Annotated in this window: 18 protein-coding genes; 9 read left to right on the top strand and 9 right to left on the bottom strand. The window is 73.6% G+C overall.

Annotation, left to right across the window (positions count from 1 at the left end; all coding sequences use genetic code 11):
• Positions 1-403 precede the first annotated feature (403 nt).
• Positions 404-913 carry an Rv3235 family protein gene (locus ABT026_RS26615; protein WP_351117681.1) on the bottom strand — a complete coding sequence of 170 codons (510 nt, stop codon included), beginning with the start codon at positions 911-913 and terminating at the stop codon, positions 404-406.
• A gap of 299 nt (positions 914-1,212) precedes the next feature.
• Between ABT026_RS26615 and ABT026_RS26610 the strand changes: the two genes are divergently transcribed.
• The gene (locus tag ABT026_RS26610; RefSeq protein ID WP_351117680.1) at positions 1,213-1,728 is read left to right on the top strand and encodes a DUF6912 family protein; all 516 of its coding nucleotides are present in this window, start codon (positions 1,213-1,215) and stop codon (positions 1,726-1,728) included.
• A 5-nt stretch (positions 1,729-1,733) separates the two neighbouring features.
• The gene (locus ABT026_RS26605) at positions 1,734-2,456 is read left to right on the top strand and encodes an HAD family hydrolase (protein WP_351117721.1); all 723 of its coding nucleotides are present in this window, start codon (positions 1,734-1,736) and stop codon (positions 2,454-2,456) included.
• A gap of 97 nt (positions 2,457-2,553) precedes the next feature.
• Here the strand turns inward: ABT026_RS26605 and secA are convergent, their stop codons facing one another.
• Positions 2,554-5,364 (bottom strand): preprotein translocase subunit SecA, encoded by a 2,811-nt coding sequence (gene secA, locus ABT026_RS26600; protein ID WP_351117679.1) that lies wholly within the window; start codon positions 5,362-5,364, stop codon positions 2,554-2,556.
• 300 nt (positions 5,365-5,664) lie between these two features.
• Here secA and ABT026_RS26595 point away from each other — a divergent pair, with 300 nt between their 5' ends.
• Positions 5,665-6,249 (top strand): GNAT family N-acetyltransferase, encoded by a 585-nt coding sequence (locus ABT026_RS26595; protein ID WP_351117678.1) that lies wholly within the window; start codon positions 5,665-5,667, stop codon positions 6,247-6,249.
• Positions 6,250-6,258: 9 nt separating this feature from the next.
• On the top strand, positions 6,259-7,464 hold the full coding sequence (locus tag ABT026_RS26590; RefSeq protein ID WP_351117677.1) for a winged helix-turn-helix domain-containing protein: 1,206 nt from the start codon (positions 6,259-6,261) through the stop codon (positions 7,462-7,464).
• 35 nt (positions 7,465-7,499) lie between these two features.
• Here ABT026_RS26590 and ABT026_RS26585 read toward each other — a convergent pair whose 3' ends face one another.
• The 7 genes from ABT026_RS26585 to mtnA form a co-directional block, all read right to left on the bottom strand.
• Positions 7,500-8,246 (bottom strand): response regulator, encoded by a 747-nt coding sequence (locus ABT026_RS26585; RefSeq protein WP_351117676.1) that lies wholly within the window; start codon positions 8,244-8,246, stop codon positions 7,500-7,502.
• A 216-nt stretch (positions 8,247-8,462) separates the two neighbouring features.
• On the bottom strand, positions 8,463-9,161 hold the full coding sequence (gene hpf / locus ABT026_RS26580) for a ribosome hibernation-promoting factor, HPF/YfiA family (RefSeq protein WP_351117675.1): 699 nt from the start codon (positions 9,159-9,161) through the stop codon (positions 8,463-8,465).
• Between the two features lie 368 nt (positions 9,162-9,529).
• On the bottom strand, positions 9,530-10,291 hold the full coding sequence (locus ABT026_RS26575) for a ComF family protein (protein ID WP_351117720.1): 762 nt from the start codon (positions 10,289-10,291) through the stop codon (positions 9,530-9,532).
• A 163-nt stretch (positions 10,292-10,454) separates the two neighbouring features.
• Positions 10,455-12,368, bottom strand: coding sequence for an LpqB family beta-propeller domain-containing protein (locus ABT026_RS26570; RefSeq protein ID WP_351117674.1), 1,914 nt, complete (start codon positions 12,366-12,368; stop codon positions 10,455-10,457).
• Between the two features lie 127 nt (positions 12,369-12,495).
• Positions 12,496-14,622, bottom strand: coding sequence for an MtrAB system histidine kinase MtrB (gene mtrB, locus ABT026_RS26565; RefSeq protein ID WP_351117673.1), 2,127 nt, complete (start codon positions 14,620-14,622; stop codon positions 12,496-12,498).
• Position 14,623: 1 nt separating this feature from the next.
• On the bottom strand, positions 14,624-15,313 hold the full coding sequence (mtrA, locus tag ABT026_RS26560; RefSeq protein WP_351117672.1) for a two-component system response regulator MtrA: 690 nt from the start codon (positions 15,311-15,313) through the stop codon (positions 14,624-14,626).
• Between the two features lie 123 nt (positions 15,314-15,436).
• Positions 15,437-16,537: an S-methyl-5-thioribose-1-phosphate isomerase gene (gene mtnA, locus ABT026_RS26555; protein ID WP_351117671.1), complete on the bottom strand. Its 1,101-nt coding sequence runs from the start codon at positions 16,535-16,537 to the stop codon at positions 15,437-15,439.
• Positions 16,538-16,706: 169 nt separating this feature from the next.
• Here mtnA and ABT026_RS26550 point away from each other — a divergent pair, with 169 nt between their 5' ends.
• The 5 genes from ABT026_RS26550 to ABT026_RS26530 are packed head-to-tail and all read left to right on the top strand — an operon-like array spanning position 16,707 to position 22,332.
• On the top strand, positions 16,707-17,990 hold the full coding sequence (locus ABT026_RS26550; protein WP_351117670.1) for a glycerophosphoryl diester phosphodiesterase membrane domain-containing protein: 1,284 nt from the start codon (positions 16,707-16,709) through the stop codon (positions 17,988-17,990).
• Between the two features lie 4 nt (positions 17,991-17,994).
• Complete coding sequence (locus tag ABT026_RS26545; RefSeq protein WP_351117669.1) at positions 17,995-18,726, top strand: DUF4129 domain-containing protein; 732 nt, start codon at positions 17,995-17,997, stop codon at positions 18,724-18,726.
• The gene (locus ABT026_RS26540; RefSeq protein WP_351117668.1) at positions 18,723-19,976 is read left to right on the top strand and encodes a DUF4350 domain-containing protein; all 1,254 of its coding nucleotides are present in this window, start codon (positions 18,723-18,725) and stop codon (positions 19,974-19,976) included. The genes ABT026_RS26545 and ABT026_RS26540 overlap by 4 nt, the downstream gene beginning before the upstream one ends.
• On the top strand, positions 19,973-20,989 hold the full coding sequence (locus ABT026_RS26535; RefSeq protein WP_351117667.1) for an AAA family ATPase: 1,017 nt from the start codon (positions 19,973-19,975) through the stop codon (positions 20,987-20,989). Before ABT026_RS26540 ends, ABT026_RS26535 begins: the two co-directional genes overlap by 4 nt.
• Positions 20,989-22,332, top strand: a complete 1,344-nt coding sequence (locus tag ABT026_RS26530) for a DUF58 domain-containing protein (RefSeq protein WP_351117666.1) — start codon at positions 20,989-20,991, stop codon at positions 22,330-22,332. The genes ABT026_RS26535 and ABT026_RS26530 overlap by 1 nt, the downstream gene beginning before the upstream one ends.
• Positions 22,333-22,499 lie beyond the last annotated feature (167 nt).

Below are 22,499 nucleotides of genomic sequence, written 5' to 3'. Positions count from 1 at the left end.
TCACGTCCCCACGAGGCGGCTCGCTCCCCGGAACCTCAGGTCCCTCCTGGGAAGGGGGCGGGTCGGGGGAACAAGACAGTGCTGCCCACCGGGGCCTACGCCTCGGGCCGCACTGCGGCAAGGGTCCCGTGCGTACGGCACCGTCGGCTTACGCAGGGTGCTGCGAGCCGCTCGCCCCCAAGGCTGGGACCCGCGCCCGCCCGTGCCGCCCCCCTGGGCGGCCCAGCCGCCCGCAGGGGGGTGGCTGAGCCGCCCGGAGAGGCAGAGGACACCAACGGGCCCCCAGGCCCCGCAGAGAGGCACAGGCGGCGCCGCACGCCGCCGAGGGCGAGGTACGGGCACCCACCCCGGGGGAACCGGAAGGCCCCCCGGGGGCAGGCCCCGGCGGAGGGGACCGGCGGCGTCACGGCCCCGCGTCGATCGCCACGCACCGCCACCGCCGGTCCTCCCCCCTCTCCAGCCGGAAGGCCAACGCCCGCACCCTCTCCCCCGCCCCCACCCGCACGAACACCTCGAGCGCCCCCGCCCGCGCCACGTAGTACCCGATGTCCCGCACCACCGGCCGGACCCCTCCCCGCGTCCGCAGCACCCCCCGTTCCGCGAGACGCGCCAGGTCGTCGTACGCGCGGCCCACCGTGTGCCGCAGCATCGAGTGCACCGGCAGCTGCCCGCTCAGCACCCCCACCAGCCGCTCCGCGAACACGTCGGTCGGCCGGTCGGACGGCGGCGCGACCCGCCGCGGCACCCCGCCGGCCCGGGCGCCCGCCCCCTCCCGCGCGGTGACACCGGACCCGCCCCCACCCCCCGGCCGCCGCGCGTCCCTCCGCCCCGGCGGCCGCCGCCGCGCCACCACCGTGCCCCCGGGCCGCTCCCCGGCCCCACCGCTGCGCACCCTCGTCATGACCTTGTTCACGAACACATCCCCGTTCCGCGAGAGACATACCGGCGAGTAACCCCGCTGTGGATCTTGTAGAGCCGCCCTCACCGCCGGGCAAAGACCGACACGAGGCCCACGACCGCCCCCGCGATTCACCTATCAGGCCCAATCGCCCGCCCCCGCCGGGCCCGTGCGGACGGCCGCCCCCGCGCCTCCCGGCCGTGCCGCCGCGCGCTCTCCCCACGCCCCCGCCGCCACCCCGAAAGGGGACCGTCCCCGCACGCCGCACGTATCCTGAGCTGACCACTCGTCCCCGACCGAAAGCGGCGGCCCGCATGCGCGTCTACGTACCCCTGACCCTCCCCGGGCTCGCCGAGGCGTACCGGACGGGCGAGCTGGGCGGGGAGCGCGTCACCGCCTACGCGGCCACCCCCGCGCTGAGCGACTGGTACGAGTCGCAGGACTCCGAGGAACTGGAGTACGCCGCCCTCGGCCTCGCCGCGCACGCCTCGCTGCGCCTGCTGGCCGCCGACCCGGCCGCGCCCCGCCGCCGCGTCGTCGTCGCCGTGGACGTGGCCGACCGCGCCGTGGACCTGGCCCCCGAGGAGATGGGCGAGGCCCTCGTCCCCGGCCCCCTGCGGCTCGCCAAGGCCGCCTCCGTGCACGTCGACGCGCAGGGCGCCGAGCAGGACGTCACCGCCGCCGCGGCCGCGCTGGACGCCGCCGACAAGGACGACGTCGACGCGCAGAACACCGTGGACCTCGCCGACGAGCACGACCTGCTGTGGTTCGCCACGCAGGAGATCCCCGCCCTGGTCGACGGCCCGGACGCGGAAGGCGGACGCGCGTGAACGCCATACCCGCCCCCCGTTCCGCGGCGGACCCCGGCGCCAACTCCACCGGCCCCCGCCCGCACATCGTCTGGGACTGGAACGGCACCCTCTTCCACGACCTGGACGCCACGATCGCGGCCACCAACGCCGCCTTCACCGAGGTCGGTCTGGCGCCCATCACGCTGGAGCAGTACCGCACGCTGTACCGCGTCCCGGTGCCCCGCTTCTACGAGCGGCTGATGGGCCGCATGCCCACCCAGCGCGAGTGGGAGGTGATGGACGGGCTGTTCCACCACCACTACAAGGCCCACGTCACCGCCTGCGACCTCACCGAGGGCGCCCGCGAGCTGCTGCACGGCTGGCACGCGGCCGGCCGCAGCCAGTCGATCCTCAGCATGCACGGCCACGACGAACTCGTGCCGCTGGTCCGCGAGTTCGGCATCGAGCCGCACTTCCTGCGGGTCGACGGCCGCGACGGCCCCTCCGGCGGCACCAAGGCCGAGCACATGGTCCGCCACCTCGCCGCCCTCGACTCCCACGGCGTGCGCCCCGACACCACCGTCGTCATCGGCGACGCCCTCGACGACGCGCTGGCCGCCCGCAGCGCGGGGGCGGGCGCGGTGCTGTACACCGGCGGCTCGCACAGCCGGGCCAGCCTGGAGGAGGCCGGCGTGCCGGTCGTGGACTCCCTCACCGAGGCGGTCTCCCTGGCGGAACACCTGGCCGACCGCCTCGCGCGGCCCTGACCGGCCGGCCGCGACACCGCAAACGCCACGAGGGGCCGGGTGCTGTACGCACCCGGCCCCTCGTCGTCACCACCCGGCGGTCACCCGCCGTGCGGCGTCACTTCTTGCGGCGACGCCCCGCCGCCTTCTGCTGCTTGCGGCGCTCGGCACGCGTCAGGCCGTCCGCCTCGGAACGCACCGGCTCGCCGTCGCTGGTGAAGTCGCCCTCGACGACCCCGCCCTCGCCGTCGACCGTCGGCGCCGAGAAGTGCAGCCGGTCCGGCCGCTGCGGCGCCTCGAGGCCCTTGGCGCGGATCTCCGGGCGGGCGCCCGCCGGCACGGCGTCCTGCTTGGACAGCGACGGCGCCTCGTCGGAGACCGGAACCTCCTCGACCTGCTGCTCGACCTGGACCTCCAGGTTGAACAGGTAGCCGACGGACTCCTCCTTGATGCCCTCCATCATGGCGGTGAACATGTCGAAGCCCTCGCGCTGGTACTCGACCAGCGGGTCCTTCTGGGCCATCGCCCGCAGGCCGATGCCCTCCTGCAGGTAGTCCATCTCGTACAGGTGCTCACGCCACTTGCGGTCCAGTACCGACAGCACGACCCGGCGCTCGAGCTCACGCATGATCTCCGAGCCGAGCTGCGCCTCACGGGCCTCGTACTGCTCGTGGATGTCGTCCTTGATGGACTCGGAGATGAAGTCGGCGGTCAGACCGGCACGCTCGCCGGCCGCCTCCTCCAGCTCCTCGACGGTGACCTTCACCGGGTACAGCTGACGGAACGCGCCCCACAGGCGGTCCAGGTCCCAGTCCTCGGGGAAGCCCTCGGCCGTCTCCGCGGAGACGTACGCGTCGATGGTGTCGTTCATGAAGTGCTGGATCTGCTCCTGCAGGTCCTCGCCCTCCAGCACCCGGCGACGCTCGCTGTAGATGACCTCACGCTGACGGTTGAGCACCTCGTCGTACTTCAGGACGTTCTTACGCGCCTCGAAGTTCTGCTGCTCGACCTGCGACTGCGCGGAGGCGATGGCGCGGGTGACCATCTTGTTCTCGATCGGCACGTCGTCCGGCACGTTCGCCATGGACATCACGCGCTCGACCATCTGCGCCTTGAACAGACGCATCAGGTCGTCACCGAGCGACAGGTAGAAACGGGACTCGCCCGGGTCTCCCTGACGGCCGGAGCGACCGCGGAGCTGGTTGTCGATACGGCGCGACTCGTGCCGCTCGGTACCGAGGACGTAGAGACCGCCGAGGCGCTCCACCTCGTCCTTCTCCGCCTTGACCGCGGCCTCGGCACGCTCCATGGCGGCCGGGAGGGCGGCGGCCCACTCCTCGATGTGCTCCTCCGGGTCGAGGCCCATCTGCCGCAGCTCGGCCTCGGCGAGGTCCTCGGGGTTGCCGCCGAGCTTGATGTCGGTACCACGGCCGGCCATGTTGGTGGCGACCGTGACGGCGCCCTTGCGGCCGGCCTGCGCGACGATCGTCGCCTCACGCTCGTGGTGCTTGGCGTTGAGGACCTCGTGCTGCACACCGCGCTTGGACAGCTGCTGCGACAGGTACTCGGACTTCTCGACCGAGGTGGTACCCACCAGGATCGGCTGCCCCTTGGCGTGCTTCTCCGCGATGTCGTCGACCACCGCGTCGAACTTGGCGACCTCGGTGCGGTAGATGAGGTCCGACTGGTCCTTGCGGACCATCGGCCGGTTGGTCGGGATCGGCACCACGCCGAGCTTGTAGATCTGGTGGAACTCGGCGGCCTCGGTCATCGCCGTACCGGTCATGCCGGAGAGCTTGCCGTAGAGGCGGAAGAAGTTCTGGAGGGTGATCGTGGCGAGGGTCTGGTTCTCGTCCTTGATCGGCACCCCTTCCTTCGCCTCGATCGCCTGGTGCATGCCCTCGTTGTAGCGGCGGCCGGCGAGGATACGGCCGGTGTGCTCGTCGACGATCATGACTTCGCCGTCGATGACGACGTAGTCCTTGTCCTTCTTGAAGAGTTCCTTGGCCTTGATGGCGTTGTTCAGGTAGCCGACCAGCGGGGTGTTCACCGACTCGTAGAGGTTGTCGATGCCCAGCCAGTCCTCGACCTTGGCGACGCCGGACTCGTGGATGGCGACCGTGCGCTTCTTCTCGTCGACGTCGTAGTCGCCGGTCTCCGACAGGCCCTTGAGCGGATTGCCGGGCTCACCCTTCTTCAGGCGGGTGACCAGCTTGGCGAAGTCGGCGTACCACTTGGTGGCCTGGTCCGCCGGACCCGAGATGATCAGCGGGGTACGCGCCTCGTCCACGAGGATCGAGTCGACCTCGTCGACGATCGCGAAGTTGTGGCCGCGCTGGACCAGCTCGTCCTTCGACCACGCCATGTTGTCGCGCAGGTAGTCGAAGCCGAACTCGTTGTTCGTGCCGTAGGTGATGTCGCAGGCGTACTGCGCGCGGCGCTGGGCCGGCGTCATGTTCGCCAGGATGCAGCCCACCTCGAGGCCCAGGAACTTGTGGACCCGGCCCATCATCTCGGAGTCGCGCTCGGCGAGGTAGTCGTTCACCGTGATCAGGTGGACGCCCTTGCCGGAGATCGCGTTGAGGTAGGCGGGCAGGGTACCGACGAGGGTCTTGCCCTCACCGGTCTTCATCTCGGCGACGTAGCCGAGGTGGAGGGCGGCGCCGCCCATCAGCTGCACGTCGTAGTGCCGCTGGCCGAGGACGCGCTTGGCGGCCTCGCGCACGGTGGCGAACGCCTCGGGGAGCAGGTCGTCCAGACTCTCGCCGTCCTGGTACCGCTCGCGGTACTCGTCGGTGAGGGCCCGCAGCTCGGCGTCGGAGAGGTTGACGAAGTCCTCTTCGATGGAGTTGACCTGGTCCGCAATGCGGTGCAGTTTGCGCAGGATCTTGCCTTCGCCTGCACGCATGATCTTCGAGAGGACGGACACGGGGGCTGGTCTCCTTGCCGGTCGGGCCTGGGACGGTCGCTTGCTGGTACTGCTGAGCAACGGCCATCGTATGCGAGGACCCCGCCACGCCGGGAGGTCTGGCTTCGCCCCGGTGGAACGGAGGGCCCCGCGACGCACGGCCGCCACGAGCTGCTTCCAACAGGACACAACGTGCGGGAGCGGCCGATAGTGCCGCGCGGGACGACCGAATTGCCGGAAAACGGCGTCCCCCGGGCCCCGATATCACTGTGGGCGAAAATGCTGTGGTCCCCGCCGTCCCGCGGACCGCACAATCGGTCGATGGAACCGGTCACCCTCCACACAGCACGCCTGCTCCTGCGTCCCGTCGGCCCGGGCGACGCCGGCGCCGTCCTCGCGGCCTGCCAGGACCCCGAGATCCAGCGCTGGACCGGCGTCCCCTCCCCCTACCTGCCCGAGCACGCCCGCACCTTCGCCGGGAAGATCGCCCCCGCCGCCTGGGTCTCGGGCGCCGAGTACGTCTTCGGCGCCTTCCTCGCCGACCCGGGCAGGCGCGGCGGCGCGGGCGACCTCGTCGCCTGCCTCGGTCTGAAGTCGCGCGGCCAGGACACCTTCGAGCTCGGTTTCTGGGCCGTGAAGGAGCACCGCGGCCGCGGTCACGTCACCGAGGCCGCCCTCGCCCTGTGCCGCTGGGCCTTCGACGCCCTCGGCGCGGCCCGCGTCGAATGGCGCGCGGGCCTCGGCAACGACGCCTCCCGCGCCGTCGCCGACCGGTGCGGCTTCGTCCACGAGGGCGTGCTGCGCCAGGCGATCGTCAGCGGCGGCGTCCGCCACGACGCCTGGATCGCCTCCCTGCTGCCCGCGGACCTCGACGAGCGGACCCCGGCTGTCGGCGCCGCCCTCTAAGGTGCCGTCATGGCCTCCCTGTCCGCGAGTTCTCGTCCTCGTCCCGTCGCCGAGCTCTCCGCCGACGAAGCCCGGCGTATCGCCCTGCGCGCCCAGGGCCTGCTGGGCGCCCCCGACCGCCGGGGCGGCGCGCGCGGCATACTCCGGCACCTCGGCGCGGTGCAGCTCGACACCATCTCCGTGCTGGCCCGCTCGCACGAACTCGTGCCCTACGCACGCCTGGGCGCCGTGGGCCGCGGGACCGTGGAGTCGGCGTACTGGGGCCGGGACGGCGACGGCCGGCCCCACTCCTTCGAGTACTGGTCGCACGCCGCCTGCGTGCTCCCCGTCGAGGAGTGGCCGCACTTCGCGTTCCGCCGCCGCGCCTACCGGGCCCGCCCCATGTGGAACCACGAGCTTCCCGAGGGCGCCTACGCCCAGGTGATCAAGCAGCTGGAGTCGGAGGGCCCGCTGACCGCCACCGAACTCGGCGGCGCCAAGCGCACCGGCGAGTGGTGGGACTGGTCCGCCTCCAAGGTCGCCGTGGAACGCGCCCTGATGTACGGCGAGGTGGTCTGCGTCGAGCGCCGCGGCTGGAAGCGCGTCTACGACCTCGCCGAACGCGCCGTTCCCGACGCCCTGCTGCACGACGAGCTGGACGACACCGAGTGCGTGCGCCGCCTGGTCGCCCAGGCGGGCCGGGCGCTGGGCGTCGGCACCCGCTCGGACATCGCGGACTACCACCGGCTGCGCGCCGACCAGTTCGACGCGGTGGTCGGCGACTCGGGCCTGGTCCCGGTCACCGTCGAGGGCTGGGGCCGCCCGGCCTGGGCGGACCCGCAGGCCCTGGAGACGGCGCCCCGCGGCCGCCACCGCACCACGCTGCTCTCGCCGTTCGACTCCCTGATCTGGGAACGCGCCCGCACCGAGCGGATCTTCGGCTTCACCCACCGGCTGGAGGCCTACACGCCCAAGGCCCGCCGGGTGCACGGCTACTTCGCCATGCCGGTGCTGGCGGGCGGGCGACTGGTCGGCCGGGTCGACCCCGCCCGCTCCGGCCGCACCCTGGTGGCCCGGCAGGTCTCCCTGGACGGCCCCCGCGCGGTGCGGGACGTCGCCCGCGCCCTGCTCGAGGCGGCGAGCTGGGTGGACTGCGCCGACGTGCGGGTGGAGCGGGTGGACGCGCCGGAGCTGCGCGAGCCCTTGGCCGCCGAACTCGCGGCGCTCACGGCCTGATCCGCGGCCCGCACCGGCGGACACCCCGGCGCCCGTCAGCGGATCTCAAGGATCTTCTCCCGCATCGCGTAGACCACGGCCTCCATCCGGGAGTGCAGCTGGAGCTTCTCCAGGATGTTGCGCACGTGGTTCTTCACGGTGTTCTCGGAGATGAACAGCTCCTTGGCGATGTCCCGGTTGTTCATCCCGGTGGCCACCAGCTTGAGCACCTCCAGCTCCCGGTCGGTGAGCCGGGGCGCCGGCACCAGCCGCCGCTCGTCGGTGCGCTGGATCATCGACTTGAACTCGGTGAGCAGCTTGGACGCCATCGACGGGCTGATCTGCGACTGCCCGTCGGCGACCGCGCGGATGGCGGTCGCCACCTCGTCGGTGGAGATCTCCTTGAGCAGATAGCCCGTGGCGCCGGCCTTGATCGCGTCGTAGAGGTCGGCCTCCTCGTCGCTTATCGTCAGCATGATGATCTTGGCGCTCGGGGCGACCTCCTTGATGGAGGTGCAGGCCTCGATCCCGCCGCGGCGGGGCATCCGGACGTCCATCAGGATGATGTCGGGCAGCAGGTCGGCCGCCTTGTCGACGGCCTCCGCGCCGTCACCGGCCTCCCCGACGACCTGGATGTCCTCCTCGGCCGCCAGCACGATCTCCAGGCCACGCCGGAAGAGCGCGTGGTCGTCCACCACCAGGACCCGGATGGGCTCCTCGCGCCCTCCGTCCGCGGCCGGTTCGGTGCCGGGCGTACTGTCGCCGGCGCCCCCGTCCCGCATCGGTCCGAAGGTGTCCGCCATCGTTCCTCCCCCATGGAGCTGAGGCCTGTCCAAGCCGCCGCCCGGTCAACATGCGGCGGTGAACAGCCCGTTGGGCCGTGCCGCCATGATTCCATGCCCGGACCGGCGGCGGGTCGATCACACCACCGCGCACGTGGCACAGGGGCGCACACAGGTGCCCCTGAGGGGCGCGTCACGCGCGCCCGCCAGGGGCACCTGGGGCATCACCGGGCGGCTTCAGCCGCCGAGCGTCCCACCCGCGTCCGGGGAGGGCTCGCCGGTGGCCACCATCGGATCGGTGCGAAGGTGGATCACGCCGTAGTCGTAGGCGTGCCGCCGGTAGACGACACTGGGCTCCTTGGTCTCGGCGTCGACGAAGAGGTAGAAGTCGTGGCCGACCAGCTCCATCTCGTAGAGCGCCTGGTCGAGGCTCATCGGAGCGGCCACGTGGTTCTTCTCGCGCACCACCAGCGGCCCGTCGCCCTGGACCTCGAGGGAGCCGATGCGCTTGGTGGGCACGGGCTCGGGCTCCTCGACGGAGGGCACCACCGCGCCCGTGGCGTCGAGCGTCGCGGCGTCGGGCACATGGGCGGCCACCTCGGCCGCGGAGACGCGGCCGGCGCCGCGTCGGGTGTAGCGCTTGTCGTGCTGCTTGCGCAGCCGGGCGCCCAGCTTCTCCGCCGCCAGGTCGAGCGCCGCGTACGGGTCGGCGGCGGAGGCCTCCGCCCGGATCACCGGACCGCGGGAGCGGAGCGTGATCTCGACCCGGTCGCTGCGGTCGGCCTGCCGCGGGTTGGGCTCCTTGGACACCTCGACGTCGAGGCTCATCACCTTGCCGTCGAGCTTCTGGATCTTCTCCAGGTTCAGCTTCTCGGCCACGTGCTTACGGAACCGCTCGGGCACCTCGGTCTTGCGGCCCTTGACGACGATGTCCACGCAGAACTCCGTTCCCGGATCGCCCGCCTCACCGGCGGATCATCTCCCATTAGCACCAGGTTCCGGATGTCCTCCGGAACCTCGGACTCGGTGACTCCACCTCCTCCTCCCCCACGGGCGCGTCATCCGTCCCGGGGAGGCCGGGACGGGGCGGTGTCCCCGCGGCTCGGCATTGCGACAGGAGGGGCATGGCCTGCGCCTTTTCCCTCACTACCGAACATATCTCGCCCGGCCGGATGTCGTCACCCGTTACCGCCACATACCTCCGTTCAAGCAAATTAACCCTGCCGTATCCGCTGGTCACCGCCCGTTCAGTTGACCGATTCAACCAAGGCGAGGCATTCGGAGAATTTCCATCGATCGCGGTTTCAGTGGAAGAAAAGTGGTGATGCCGCAACGACCGCCGCAGCAAAGGGAACGCACGTTCCCTTCCTTTCCGCGGCGCCCCGCAGAACACGCGCCGCCTCGGCGACGGAGGCCCCGGTGGTCGTCACGTCGTCCACCACCAGCAGCCGCCCTGCCGCCCCGAGCAGCGCCTCGCCGCCGGGCCGGATCTCCAGGGCGCCCGCAAGGTTGGCCAGCCGCCCGGCCACGTCCAGGCCCGCCTGGTCGGCCACCGCCCGCCGCTGACGGAGCACCGCCGCGGTCCGGGCCGGCGTACCCGACCTCCGCAGCACCCCGGCCGCCGCGACCGCGATCCGCCGCGCCGGGTCGTGCCCGCGCACCCGCACCGCCCGCCGCGCCGACGGCACGGGCACCAGCACCACCGGCCCGTCCCGCGAAGCCGCCCCGCCGCGCAGGGCGGCGCGGACCGCCGCGGCCAGCGCCTCGCCCAGCGGACCCGCGAGCGGCAGCGCTCCGCGCTCCTTGTGGGCCAGCAGGACGGACCGCACCGCGTCGGCGTACGGCACGGCCGCCCACACCGGCGGCAGCCCGCCGGGCGCGTCCCTGGGGCGCACCGGCCGGGGCGAGCCCCGTGCCAGCGCCCACCGGCATCTCCCGCACAGCGTCGACCGCGGCGCTCCACAGCCCGCGCACTCACCCGGCAGCACCAGCTCGGCCAGCGCCCGCCACCAGTCCCCGGGACCCGACAGGCTCGCCGGACCCCGCCCGTTCCTCACGTCGTCCATGCCGTCCACGCCGCCCAGGCCGTCCAGGCCGTCCATGTCGTCCATGGGGCCACTGTGCGCCGGAGAACCGATCGGCGTGCACGCCTGTGGAAAACTCCGCGAGGGGTGCGGACGACCGTCACCCGCACCCCTCGCCCCTGTGAAAAACTCCCGGGTCAGTCGCTCAGCCGGGATATACCGGGCTCATGGCCTTCGTGACGATCTGCTTCCACTGCGCCCCCGACGGCAGCCGGACCAGCCCGTCGGTCCCGGAGAACGCCGTCAGCGGCGACTCCTCGTCCTCCGACGCGGCGATCTCCCGCACGCCCGACAGCGCGGCCGGCGCCATTCCGGTGACGGCCGACCCGTCGACGCGGACGTACCGCATCTGCTGGACGCCTCCCTGTTCCCGCCCGGCGACGACCAGCCGGTCGGGGCCCGCCCAGGACATCGCGGCGACGTCCTCGAAGCGCGGCGCGACCGCGCGCGGGTCCACCACCGACACGAGCAGCCGGTTCTTGGTGCCGTCCTTGCCGTTCCGCCGGTCGATACGGCCGATCCACAGCGACCGCTTGTCCTCCTTGGCGACCACCAGCGCGATCCGCACACCGTCGGCGGCCACCCGTACGGCCTCCACCCGGCCCTCGAGCTCCGGGATCGCCACCTCCACGGGCTTGCCGGTGCCGCCGGGCAGCATCAGCAGCCGCGACTTCCCGGGGTCCCGGTCGGCGATCCACAGGTCCCCGCGCGCGTCCCAGCTGGGAGCGGTCAGCCGGTCGCGCTCGGAGCTGCCCGCGCTCTTCAGCACCGGCTCCCCGAGGTCCTCGCCGTCCACCCCGAGGGGGCCGACGTACAGCCTGCTCCCGTCCAGGTGCACGCCCGCGACGGTGCGCTCGTCACGGGAGACCGCGACGGACCGCAGCGGGGTCGTACCGGCGCCGAACACGCCGGGCACCGGCTCGACCCCGGCGGCCTCGGCCCGCGCGGCGTCCTCGGCCGCGGTGCCGCCGGGCGAGCCGGACGGGTCCACGTCCTCCCCATCGGCCCCATCGGCGTCCCGGCCCGCGTCGCGGTCCCCCGCCTCCTCGGACCGCCCGGAGTCCTCGACCGGGGTGTCGTCCGGCTCCGGCACCTCCCGGTACTCGGCGTCGATCCGCACCAGGCGGTGCTGGCCGTCCACGAAGTACAGGTACGCCGGCGGCTCTTCGACCCCCCACGGCCCGTAGGCCCCGGCCCTCTCCTCGTCGATCCCGCACAGACGACGCTCGCCGGACTTCAGCTCGACCGACTTCACCGCGGTCGGGGAGTAGCCCTGCAGGGTGAGCAGCGTCTGGGCCGCCATCATCTCGCAGGCGTTGTGGCCCGCGGCCGCGGCGTCGGCGTTCAGCGGGACGGTCAGCTTCCCCTCGTCGTCGGGGGTCAGCGAGGTGACGCCTTCGCCGAGCGCGGTCCCGGAGGGGAAGCGGGTGCGCACCGCGGGCGAGAGCCAGTCGGTGGGTCCGGCCAGCAGCGCCCGCACGATGCCGGTCAGCGGGTCCACCTTGCGCACCTGCACCGGATCGGCGACGACGTGCTGGCGTCCGCCGCCGTCGGAGGTGGACGCGGGGAAGTAGTACCGGCTGACGGAGGTGTAGTTGCGGTGGAAGTCGGACTGGCCCATCACGATGCCCTGGGGCAGCCGGTCGATGCGCCACTGTCCGGACTTGGCGTCCCGTCTGAGGGTGACGACCTCCTGGTAGTCGCCGTCGGCCGGGGCGTAGGCCTGCTGGGCGTCCACCGCGGCCACCCGGGTGCCGGAGAGCGTGTAGTTCAGTTCGTCGGCGTTCTTCTCCCACCGGTCGGAACGGCTGGGCTCCGGCAGGGGGCCGCTGGCGAGGACGGTCGTCGACAGCTCCGGCCGCCAGGTGCGGGCGGAGCGGGGGGTCAGGTACTTGCGCGCCGTCTCGTACCCGAGGTCGTCGCTGGTGAGCGCCTCGAGGAAACCGCGAACGATCTGGAACGGCCGGGCGTCCTCGCGCGGCGGCACGGCGAAGACCCGCACCTGCGCGTCCTGCCGCTGGCTCAACTGCACGTCCCGCAGGTCGCCGCTGTCGGGCATGGAGGCGCATCCGGCGAGCAGCGCGACGCCGCACGCCGCGGCGACCGCCGCGCGCCCCGGTCCCCGGCGGCGGGCCGCACGAACCCCTCCGCCGGCCCTGCCGGCCCGCTCGGCCGTGACAGAGGTGTCAGCCCCCACGAGTCGCCTCTTCCTGCTCCGCCGGTGCTCCCGGCCGTGATCCCCGCCGGTCCGGACCCGCGGCGTCCGCGCCGCCGTCCGCCCCGCCGTCCACCGCAGCGGACGGCCTCTCCTCCGCCGCAGCGGACGTCCTGCCGTCCACCGGGCGGTCCGTACCGTCCTCCGCCGCGGCGGAGGACAGGACCGACGCCGCCCGCCCCGCCGTCGGCTGCACCGGAACCGACGGGCAGGACACCACCCGCGCGCTGTCGCCCGGCAGCGCCGCCGGGTCGGCCGCGGGACCGGGCCGCCGGGCCACCTGCGTCCCCCGCGGCGGCAGCCGGTCACCGGCGGGCTGCACGGGCACCGTGGCCCGGCCCCCGCCCTGCGCCGACGACGAGGTCACGCCGTCCACGGTCACCGGCTGCTGCGCCCGCGCCGCCTCACGGGCACGGCGGGACTGCCGCGAGTCGCGCGGCTCCAGCGGTATCGGGGAACCCCGCAGCGGCTCGTCCGCGGTGCGCGGCAGCGTCAGCCGGAACTGCGAACCGCCGCCCGGCTCGCCCCACGCCTGCAGCCACCCACCGTGCAGCCGCGCGTCCTCCAGGGCTATCGACAGCCCCAGACCGGTGCCGCCGGTGGTACGCGCACGCGCCGGGTCGGCCCGCCAGAAGCGGCTGAACACCCGGGTCGCCTCGCCCGGCTTGAGACCCACGCCGTAGTCGCGGACCGCGACGGCGACGGCGCCGCCCGCCGACGCGAGCCGCACCACCACGTCCTTGCCCTCACCGTGCTCGACGGCGTTGACGACCAGGTTGCGCAGCACGCGCTCCACGCGCCGCGCGTCGACCTCGGCGACGACCGGCTGCCGGTCGCCCACCACACGTATCCGGGTGCCCTTGCGCTCGGCGAGCGGCTCGGCGCCGCCCACCACCCGCCGCACCACGTCCCGCAGGTCGGTCGGCTCGGCCTCCAGGGCCGCCGCGCCCGCGTCGAACCGGCTGATCTCCAGCAGGTCAGCGAGCAGCGACTCGAACCGGTCCACCTGGTCCGCCAGGAGCTCCGCGGAACGCGCGGTCACCGGGTCGAAGTCCTCCCGCGCCTCGTGGATGACGTCGGCCGCCATCCGCACGGTGGTCAAGGGGGTGCGCAGCTCGTGCGAGACGTCGGAGACGAACCGGCGCTGCATCCGCGACAGCTCCTCGAGCTGCTGGATCTTCAGCTGGAGGTTCTGCGCCATCTTGTTGAAGGCCTCGCCGAGCCGCGCGATGTCGTCCTCGCCGGTGACCTTCATCCGTTCCTGGAGCCGGCCCGCCGACAGCCGTTCGGCGACCCCGGCGGCCATCCGCACCGGCGTGACCACTTGGCGCACCACCAGCCAGGCGATGGCGCCGAGCAGGCCCACCACGAACACCCCGGCGGTCGCCAGCGTGGTCTTGACCAGGCTGAGCGACTTCTCCTCCTGGGTGAGCGGGAAGAGGAAGTACAGCTGGTACGGCTCACCCTCGGGGTCGATGATCTGCTTGCCGATGACCAGCGCCGGCTGGGAGGCCCTGGCCTCCTTGTAGACGACCCGCGTGTAGCTCTGCGCGGCCAGCGAGCTGTCCTCCAGGCGCTGGCTCAGGGCCTTGGGTATGGACGCCTCGGCCTCGACGGTGCCCGAGGAACGCGGGCTGCCGAACGTGTCGGCGACCGGCAGGATCACCACGTCGTACGCGCCCTGCCCGCCGCTGGACAAGGAGTCGAGCAGGTCGGTGGTCCACGGAATGGGGCCCGATCCGGCCGCCTCGCCCTCCCCCGGCACGTCGGCCGCGCCGGTGCCGGACGCCCGGCCGGCCTCCTCGTCGGCCCGCGTCTTGGCCGCGGCGAACCCGCCGGCGGCCTGGCTCTGCGCGGCGTTCACCTTGGCGTCGAGCAGGCCGTTGCGGACCTGCCCGATCACCACGAAGCCGAGCAGCAGCACCACGCCGAGCGACATCAGCAGCGTGGTGACGATCACCTTGAGCTGGATGTTGCGCCGCCACAGACGTATGACGGGCAGCAACGGCCGGCGGACCCAGCGCAGCAGCAGCCTCAGGATGGGACTGCCCTGGACGCCGCCCTGCAGCAGCCCGCCCGCGAGCAGAGCCCCGGGCATGTCAGCTCGGCCCCGCCTTGTATCCGACGCCACGCACGGTCACCACGATCTCCGGGCGCTCGGGGTCCTTCTCGACCTTCGAACGCAGACGCTGCACATGGACGTTGACCAGGCGGGTGTCGGCGGCGTGGCGGTAGCCCCACACCTGCTCCAGGAGCACCTCACGGGTGAACACCTGCCACGGCTTGCGGGCGAGCGCGACCAGCAGGTCGAACTCCAGCGGCGTCAGCGCGATGGCCTGGCCGTCCCGCTTCACCGAGTGCCCGGCCACGTCGATCACCAGGTCGCCGATGGTCAGCTGCTCGGGAGCGGGCTCCTCCGACCTCCGCAGCCGGGCCCGGATGCGGGCGACCAGCTCCTTCGGCTTGAACGGCTTCACCACGTAGTCGTCGGCCCCGGACTCCAGGCCAACGACCACGTCGACGGTGTCGCTCTTCGCGGTCAGCATCACGATCGGCACGCCGGACTCGGCCCGGATCTGCCGGCAGACCTCGATGCCGTCCCGTCCGGGCAGCATCAGGTCCAGCAGCACCAGGTCGGGCTTCGCCTCCCGGAAAGCGGCCAGCGCCTTGTCGCCGTCGGCCACGAAGGCCGGCTCGAAGCCTTCTCCACGCAGCACGATCCCGAGCATCTCGGCCAGTGCGGTGTCGTCATCGACGACAAGGACTCGTCCCTTCATAAACCACATCATCCCATTCCGATAACGGTGACCGGGACGCTTGGTGAGCGAGGTCACGTGTGTCCGTCACCGCTTATCGGTGTCCGGGACAAGCCGTTCGTACGACGAACCGTACGCGCTGCGCGCCGCCGGACCTTACGCGCCGCCCTGCAACGCGGCAATCCCCTCCGCCGTCACCGGTGACAGCACGCCACGCTCCGTCACGATCGCCGTCACCAGCTCAGGCGGCGTCACGTCGAACGCCGGGTTGTGGGCCTGTGTCCCCAGCGGCGCGACCACCACGCCCCCCACCTCGGTGACCTCCCGCCCGGCCCGCTGCTCCACCTCGACCGACGCCCCGTCCGGCGTGTGCACGTCCACCGTGGTCCACGGCGCCACCACCACGAACGGCACATGGTGGTACCGCGCCAGCACCGCCAGCGGATACGTCCCCACCTTGTTGGCCACCGAGCCGTCCGCCGCGATCCGGTCCGCCCCCACCACCACGGCGTCCACCTCCCCGGCCGCGAACAGCGAGCCCGCCGCGTTGTCCGCGAGCAGCGTGTACGCCATCCGCTGCCGCGCCGCCTCCCATGCCGTCAGCCGCGCGCCCTGCAGCAGCGGCCGCGTCTCGTCCACCCACAGCCGCCGCAGCCGGCCCACCCGGTGCGCGGCCAGCGCCACGGCGAAGGCCGTGCCCTCGCCGCCCGACACCAGCGCACCGGTGTTGCAGTGCGTCAGGATGCGGTGCCCGCCGCCCGGCCGCAGCTCGTCCAGCAGCGTCAGACCGAGCTCCGCCATCCGCTCGGAGGCCCGCGCGTCCTCCCGGTGCAGCGCCCGCGCCGCGTCCAGCGCCGCCTTCGCCGCGCCGTCCGGGCCGCCTCCCGCGGCCAGCGCGGCGTCGTACGCGGCCTTCGCCCGCCGCACCCCGCCCTCCAGGTTCGCCGCGGTGGGCCGGGCGCCCGCCAGCGCCCCCGCCGCCTGCTCCACGTCGAACCCGCGCGCCGCCGCCAGCGCCACCCCGTAGGCGCCCGCGATCCCCAGCAGCGGCGCACCGCGCACCGCCAGCGAACGGATCGCCCCGACCAGCGCGGCCGCGTCCGTACAGATCAGTTCCGACTCCTCGGCCGGCAGCCGTGTCTGGTCCAGGAGCACCACCACCGGCCCCTCCGGGGGCTCCTCCCAGCGAAGCGCCGGGATCAGGGGTATGCCGTCGGTCCGTCCGCTGCCGTCAGGTCGCACGCCGTGATCAGCCATGCCGTCAGTCTTCCCCGAAACGGCCGCGCCAGTAAGGCGATCACGGCTCCGCGCACCGTCCTGTCTCGGTCCCGTCCCGATCGTTCACACCCCGTCCACCCCCGGGCGTGCACATGGCACGATGACCTGACCTGCGCCGCGATCGCGGCAGCACCCTGAAGGAGCGACCATGAACGACTCGCCGGGCTGGACCTCGCCCGGATCCTCTCCGGCCGGCGACCCCAGCGGCGAGCAGGGTCCTCAGTGGTCCAAGGAGCAGCCCCCGCCCGCCGCCGCGCCCCAGCCCGGCCCCGGCGTACCGCACCAGGGCGGGCCGTACCAGGACGCTCCCGCACAGGGCGCGCCCCACGCCGGCGCACCCCAGCACGGAGCCCCGTACGGCGGCGGACCCTACGGCGGCGCCCCGCCCGGCGGCGCTCCCTACGGCGCTCCCTACGGCGGCGCTCCCTACGGGCCGCCCGGGCCCGGGTGGGGACCCCCGCCCGCCCCCAAGCCCGGCGTGGTCCCGCTCCGCCCGCTCGGCCTCGGCGAGATCCTCGACGGCGCGATCGCCACCATGCGCACCTACTGGCGCCCCGTCCTCGGCATCTCCTTCGTCGTCGCCCTGATCACCCAGGCCCTGTCGCTCCTCGGCGCCCTCAGCCTCCTCGACGACCTGAACACCCTCAGCTCCGACCCGGCCGCCGTCGACGCCGAGGACCTCCCCGGCCTGATGGCCGCGACGGGCGCCGTCTACCTGGTCGCCGTGGTCGTCATGCTTCTCGGCACCACCGCGGCCTCCGCCCTGCTCACCCCGGTGATCAGCCAGGCGGTCCTCGGCCGCCCCGCGACGGTCGGCCAGGCATGGCGGACCTCCAAGCCCCAGTTCTTCCGCCTCGTCGGGCTCACCGTCCTGATCCCGACGATCCTCGTCGCCGTGGTCGTGGGCTGCATGCTCCCCGGCAGCCTCCTGCTGATCTCCGAGGACGCCCGGCCCGCCGGGTTCCTGCTGATCATGCTGGGCCTCTTCGCCTCCCTCCCGCTGGTGACCTGGCTCAACTTCAAGTGGTCCCTCGCCTCGCCGGCGCTGATCCTCGAGAAGCAGCCCGTGTTCCGGTCGATGACCCGCTCCGCCAAGCTCGTCAAGGGCTCCTGGTGGCGCATCTTCGGCATCCAGCTGCTCGCCTCGCTCATCGCCTGGATGCTCGCCTTCATGGTCCAGATGCCGTTCGAGGTGCTGGGCATGATCCTCGACGGCTTCTCGCCGAGCTCGTACTTCGGCGGCGAACTCGACTCCTTCGGGGCGACCTACTACGTGTTCACCAGCATCGGCGGCGTGATCGCCCAGACGATCACCCTGCCCTTCGCCGCCGGCGTCACCGTGCTCCTCTACATCGACCGCCGCATCCGCCGCGAGGCGCTCGACCTGGAGCTCGCCCGCGCGACCGGCGCCGCCACCGGCACGGGGAGCTGATGCGGTGAGCTGGGCGGGGGGAACGGCCGCGCTCGTCGCGGCCTCCGCACACACCACGTCCGACGACGGCCCTCCGGTCACCCTCCCGCGCGGCCCCGCGCGGGAGGAGGCCGAGAGGGAGCTGTCCAAGGGCATCTACCACCAGGACGACCCCGGCCTCCTCGAGCGCGCCCTGCGGTGGCTCGGCGAAGCCGTCTCCGACCTCTTCGACCGGGCCTCCTCCCTCGCGCCCGGAGGCCACACCGGCCTCTGGATGCTCCTCGGGGCGGTGCTCCTGCTGCTGGTCCTGCTCGTCGTGCGCCTCGGCCTGCCCGGACGCCGCCCGGCGGCCGCCGCGCAGGACGCGCTGTTCGCCGACGGCCCGCGCAGCGCCGCCGCACACCGCACGGCCGCCGAGGAGGCAGCCGCCCGCGGCGACTGGACCCGCGCCGTCCAGGAGCACACCCGCGCCCTGGTCCGCTCCCTGGAGGAACGCACCCTGCTCGACGTCCGCCCCGGCCGCACCGCGGACGAGGCCGCCGCCGACGCCGGCCGCGTCCTCCCCGGCCACGCGGACCGACTGCACGCCGCCGCCCGCGACTTCGACGACGTCACCTACGGCGGCCGCACCGCCACCGAGGACACCTACCGGCGCACCGCCCTCCTCGACGCCGACCTGCGCAGGACCACTCCCCTGCTCGCCGACGCCGCGACGGCCTCCCGCGCCGGCTGGACCAGCCCGGGAGCCGCCGAATGACCACCACCGCGCACCGTCCGGAGAGCGGCACCTCCACCTCGCCCGCCACCGCGCACCGTCCCGAGGGCGGCACCTCCACCTCGCCCACCGCCCGCCAGCTGTGGACCCGCGGACGAGGCATCCTGCTCGTCCTGGCCGTCCTCGTCGTCGCCGGCATCGTCATGGCCGCGGCCCGCTCGGGGAACAACGGCCCGCTCGACCCCCGCTCCCCGAGCGCCGGCGGGGCGAAGGCCGTCGCCGAGGTGCTGGGCGACCACGGCGTCGAGACCCGCACCGTCACCACCCTCGACGACGCCACCTCCGCCATGGGACCGGACACCACCCTGCTGGTCGCCGTCCCCGATCTGCTCACCGAGACCCAGGCCGGCTCCCTGCGCGACGCCGCCACCGCCACCGGCAGCAACCTGGTGCTGCTGGCCCCGGAGGTCTCCACCGGCCCCCTGGCCCCCGGCGTCGCCGCCGACACCACCCCGGCCTTCGAGGACACCGCCGAGCCCTCCTGCGCCCTGCCCGCAGCCGAACAGGCCGGCGACGCCGAGACGACCGGCGTCCGCTACCGCGTCACCGCGCAGAAGGCGGACTCCTGCTACCTCAGCGACGGCCTGCCCACCCTGGTCCGCCTCCCGTCCGACGCCCCGACGAAGACCGGCGGCGACACGGTGGTCGTCGGATCACCTGCCTTCCTGACCAACGAGCGCCTCGCCGAGCACGGCAACGCCTCCCTGGCCCTCGGCCTCCTCGGCTCCCGGCCCGACCTCGTCTGGTACATCCCCTCCCTCGCCGACGTCGCCGAGGCGGACCAGGACGGCATGTCCCAGGTCGGCTCCCTGCTGCCCGCCTCCTGGCAGTGGGCCGCCCTCCAGCTGCTGATCGCCGCCGCCGCGGCCGCCTTCTGGCGCGGCCGGCGCTTCGGCCCCCTGGTCGCCGAACCGCTGCCCGTGGTCGTTCGCGCCTCGGAGACCACCGAGGGCCGCGCCCGCCTCTACCACGCGGCCAAGGCCCGCGACCGGGCCGCCGAAGCGCTGCGCGGGGCGACCCGCCTGCGCCTGGCCCCGCTGACCGGCGTGCCCGTCGCACGCGCCCACACCGCGGAGGCCCTGCTGCCCGCCGTGGCCGCCCGCATCGGCGACCCCACGCGGGCCGCCGCCCTCCAGGAACTCCTCTTCGGCCCGCCGCCCGGCGACGACGCGGCCCTCGTCTCCCTCGCCGACCGACTCGACGCCCTCGAAAGAGAGGTAAGCCGTCCATGACGGACCCGACCGCCGACATCACCCCCGGCTCCTGGCAGCCCACCGCCGACACCACCGCGCCCACCGGCGACCCGCGGGCCGCCCTGGAGAGCCTGCGGGCAGAGATCGGCAAGGCCGTCGTCGGCCAGGACCCCGCCGTCACCGGCCTGGTCGTCGCCCTGCTCTGCCGCGGCCACGTCCTCCTCGAAGGCGTCCCCGGCGTCGCGAAGACCCTCCTCGTCCGCTCCCTCGCGGCCTCCCTGCGACTGGACACCAAGCGCGTCCAGTTCACCCCCGACCTGATGCCCGCCGACGTCACCGGCTCGCTGGTCTACGACACCCGCAACGCCGAGTTCTCCTTCCAGGCCGGCCCGGTCTTCACCAACCTGCTGCTCGCCGACGAGATCAACCGCACCCCTCCCAAGACGCAGTCCTCCCTCCTGGAGGCCATGGAGGAGCGCCAGGTCACCGTCGACGGCACGCCCCGCCCGCTGCCCGAGCCGTTCCTGGTCGCCGCGACGCAGAACCCCGTCGAGTACGAGGGCACCTACCCGCTGCCGGAAGCCCAGCTCGACCGCTTCCTGCTCAAGCTCACCGTGCCGCTGCCCTCCCGCGACGACGAGATCGGCGTCCTCACCCGGCACGCCTCCGGTTTCGACCCGCGCGACCTGACCGCCGCGGGACTGCGCCCGGTGGCCTCCGCCGCCGACATCGAGGCCGCCCGCGCCGCCGTCGCGAAGACCACCGTCTCCCCCGACATAGCCGCGTACGTCGTCGACGTCTGCCGCGCCACCCGCGAGTCGCCGTCCCTGGCCCTCGGCGTCTCCCCGCGCGGCGCCACCGCACTGCTCTCCACCGCCCGCGCCTGGGCCTGGCTCACCGGCCGCGACTACGTCATCCCCGACGACGTGAAGGCCCTCGCCCTTCCCACCCTGCGCCACCGGGTCAAGCTGCGGCCCGAGGCCGAGATGGAAGGTGTCACCGCGGACTCCGTCATCACCGCCGTCCTCGCCCAGGTCCCGGTGCCGCGCTGATGGCGCTCACCGGACGGGCCGCCCTCCTGGCGGCCATCGGCGCACTCCCGGTCGGCCTGCTGGAGCCCAGCTGGACCGGCGTCCTCGCCGTGAACGGCACCCTGGCGGCGGCCTGTGCCTGCGACTTCGCGCTGGCCGCCCCCGTCCGGCGCCTGCGTCTGAGCCGCTCCGGCGACACCTCCGTCCGTCTCGGCGACACCGCCGAGGTGACCCTCACCGTCACCAACCCCTCCCGCCGGCCCCTCAAGGGCCGCCTGAGGGACGCCTGGCCGCCCAGCATCTGGCCCGCCGACGCCCACACCGCGGGCGCCGGCCACGCGGACACCCCGGGCGGCGACCCCTCACGGCACGTCCTCGACGTCCCCGCGGGCGAACGCCGCAGGTTCACCACCCGGCTGCGCCCCACCCGGCGCGGCGACCGCTCCCCGGACCGGGTGACCGTCCGCTCCTACGGGCCGCTGGGACTGTGGGCCCGTCAGGGCAGTCACGAGGTGCCGTGGTCGGTGCGCGTGCTGCCGCCGTTCCACAGCCGCAAGCACCTGCCGTCCAAGCTCGCCCGTCTGCGCGAACTGGACGGCCGCACCAGCGTCCTCACCCGCGGTGAGGGCACCGAGTTCGACAGCCTGCGCGAGTACGTCCCCGGGGACGACACCCGGTCCATCGACTGGCGGGCCACCGCACGCCGGCAGTCGGTGGCCGTCCGCACCTGGCGTCCCGAGCGGGACCGTCACGTGCACCTGGTCCTCGACACCGGACGCACCTCGGCCGGACGCGTCGGCGACGCACCCCGGCTGGACTCCTCGATGGACGCGGCCCTTCTCCTGGCCGCCCTGGCCTCCAAGGCCGGCGACCGGGTCGGCTTCCTCGCCTACGACCGCCGGGTGCGGGCCCGCGTCCAGGGCCACACGGCCGACGACCTGCTCGCCTCGCTGGTCGCGGCGATGGCCAACCTGGAGCCCGAACTGGTCGAGACCGACGCACGAGGGCTCGTCACCACGGCCGTGGCCGCGGCCCCGCGTCGCTCCCTGATCGTCCTCCTGACCGCCCTGGACCGTGCACCCCTGGAAGAGGGCCTGCTGCCGGTGCTGAGCCGCCTGACGCAGCAGCACACGCTGCTGGTCGCCTCCGTGGCCGACCCGCACGTCGCCGAGATGGCCGAGGGCCGAGGCAGCGTCGAGGCCGTCTACGACGCCGCCTCGGCCGCCCAGGCCCGCGAGGAACGCCACCACGTCGCCGAACAACTCCGCCGTCACGGCGTCACGGTCGTCGACGCCGCCCCCGAGGACCTCGCGCCGGCCCTCGCCGACGCCTACCTCGCCCTCAAGGCGGCGGGACGGCTCTAGAAAACGAAGAAGGGGGGTGCCCGGTCGGGCACCCCCCTTCTTGTGTCTCCTCGTGCATCTTCTCCGGAAATCCTCCGGAAATGCGGAAAGCCCCCGCACAAGGTGCGGGGGCTTTCCCAATATTTGTTCGGCGGCGTCCTACTCTCCCACAGGGTCCCCCCTGCAGT

It is taken from the genome of Streptomyces sp. NPDC002734 (assembly GCF_040295685.1).
Lineage (GTDB): Bacteria > Actinomycetota > Actinomycetes > Streptomycetales > Streptomycetaceae > Streptomyces.
The sequence above is the reverse complement of the archived record's forward strand: the minus strand, read 5'-3'. Positions and strand labels throughout refer to the sequence as shown.

Excerpts from the sequence above, each read along its gene's own strand:
- ABT026_RS26610 (WP_351117680.1), top strand. The coding sequence starts at position 1,213 with ATGCGCGTCTACGTACCCCTGACCCTCCCCGGGCTCGCCGAGGCGTAC.
- ABT026_RS26595 (WP_351117678.1), top strand. The coding sequence starts at position 5,665 with ATGGAACCGGTCACCCTCCACACAGCACGCCTGCTCCTGCGTCCCGTC.
- ABT026_RS26590 (WP_351117677.1), top strand. The coding sequence starts at position 6,259 with ATGGCCTCCCTGTCCGCGAGTTCTCGTCCTCGTCCCGTCGCCGAGCTC.
- ABT026_RS26585 (WP_351117676.1), bottom strand. The coding sequence starts at position 8,246 with ATGGCGGACACCTTCGGACCGATGCGGGACGGGGGCGCCGGCGACAGT.
- ABT026_RS26575 (WP_351117720.1), bottom strand. The coding sequence starts at position 10,291 with ATGGACGACGTGAGGAACGGGCGGGGTCCGGCGAGCCTGTCGGGTCCC.
- ABT026_RS26570 (WP_351117674.1), bottom strand. The coding sequence starts at position 12,368 with ATGCCCGACAGCGGCGACCTGCGGGACGTGCAGTTGAGCCAGCGGCAG.
- mtrB (WP_351117673.1), bottom strand. The coding sequence starts at position 14,622 with ATGCCCGGGGCTCTGCTCGCGGGCGGGCTGCTGCAGGGCGGCGTCCAG.
- mtrA (WP_351117672.1), bottom strand. The coding sequence starts at position 15,313 with ATGATGTGGTTTATGAAGGGACGAGTCCTTGTCGTCGATGACGACACC.
- mtnA (WP_351117671.1), bottom strand. The coding sequence starts at position 16,537 with ATGGCTGATCACGGCGTGCGACCTGACGGCAGCGGACGGACCGACGGC.
- ABT026_RS26550 (WP_351117670.1), top strand. The coding sequence starts at position 16,707 with ATGAACGACTCGCCGGGCTGGACCTCGCCCGGATCCTCTCCGGCCGGC.
- ABT026_RS26540 (WP_351117668.1), top strand. The coding sequence starts at position 18,723 with ATGACCACCACCGCGCACCGTCCGGAGAGCGGCACCTCCACCTCGCCC.
- ABT026_RS26535 (WP_351117667.1), top strand. The coding sequence starts at position 19,973 with ATGACGGACCCGACCGCCGACATCACCCCCGGCTCCTGGCAGCCCACC.
- ABT026_RS26530 (WP_351117666.1), top strand. The coding sequence starts at position 20,989 with ATGGCGCTCACCGGACGGGCCGCCCTCCTGGCGGCCATCGGCGCACTC.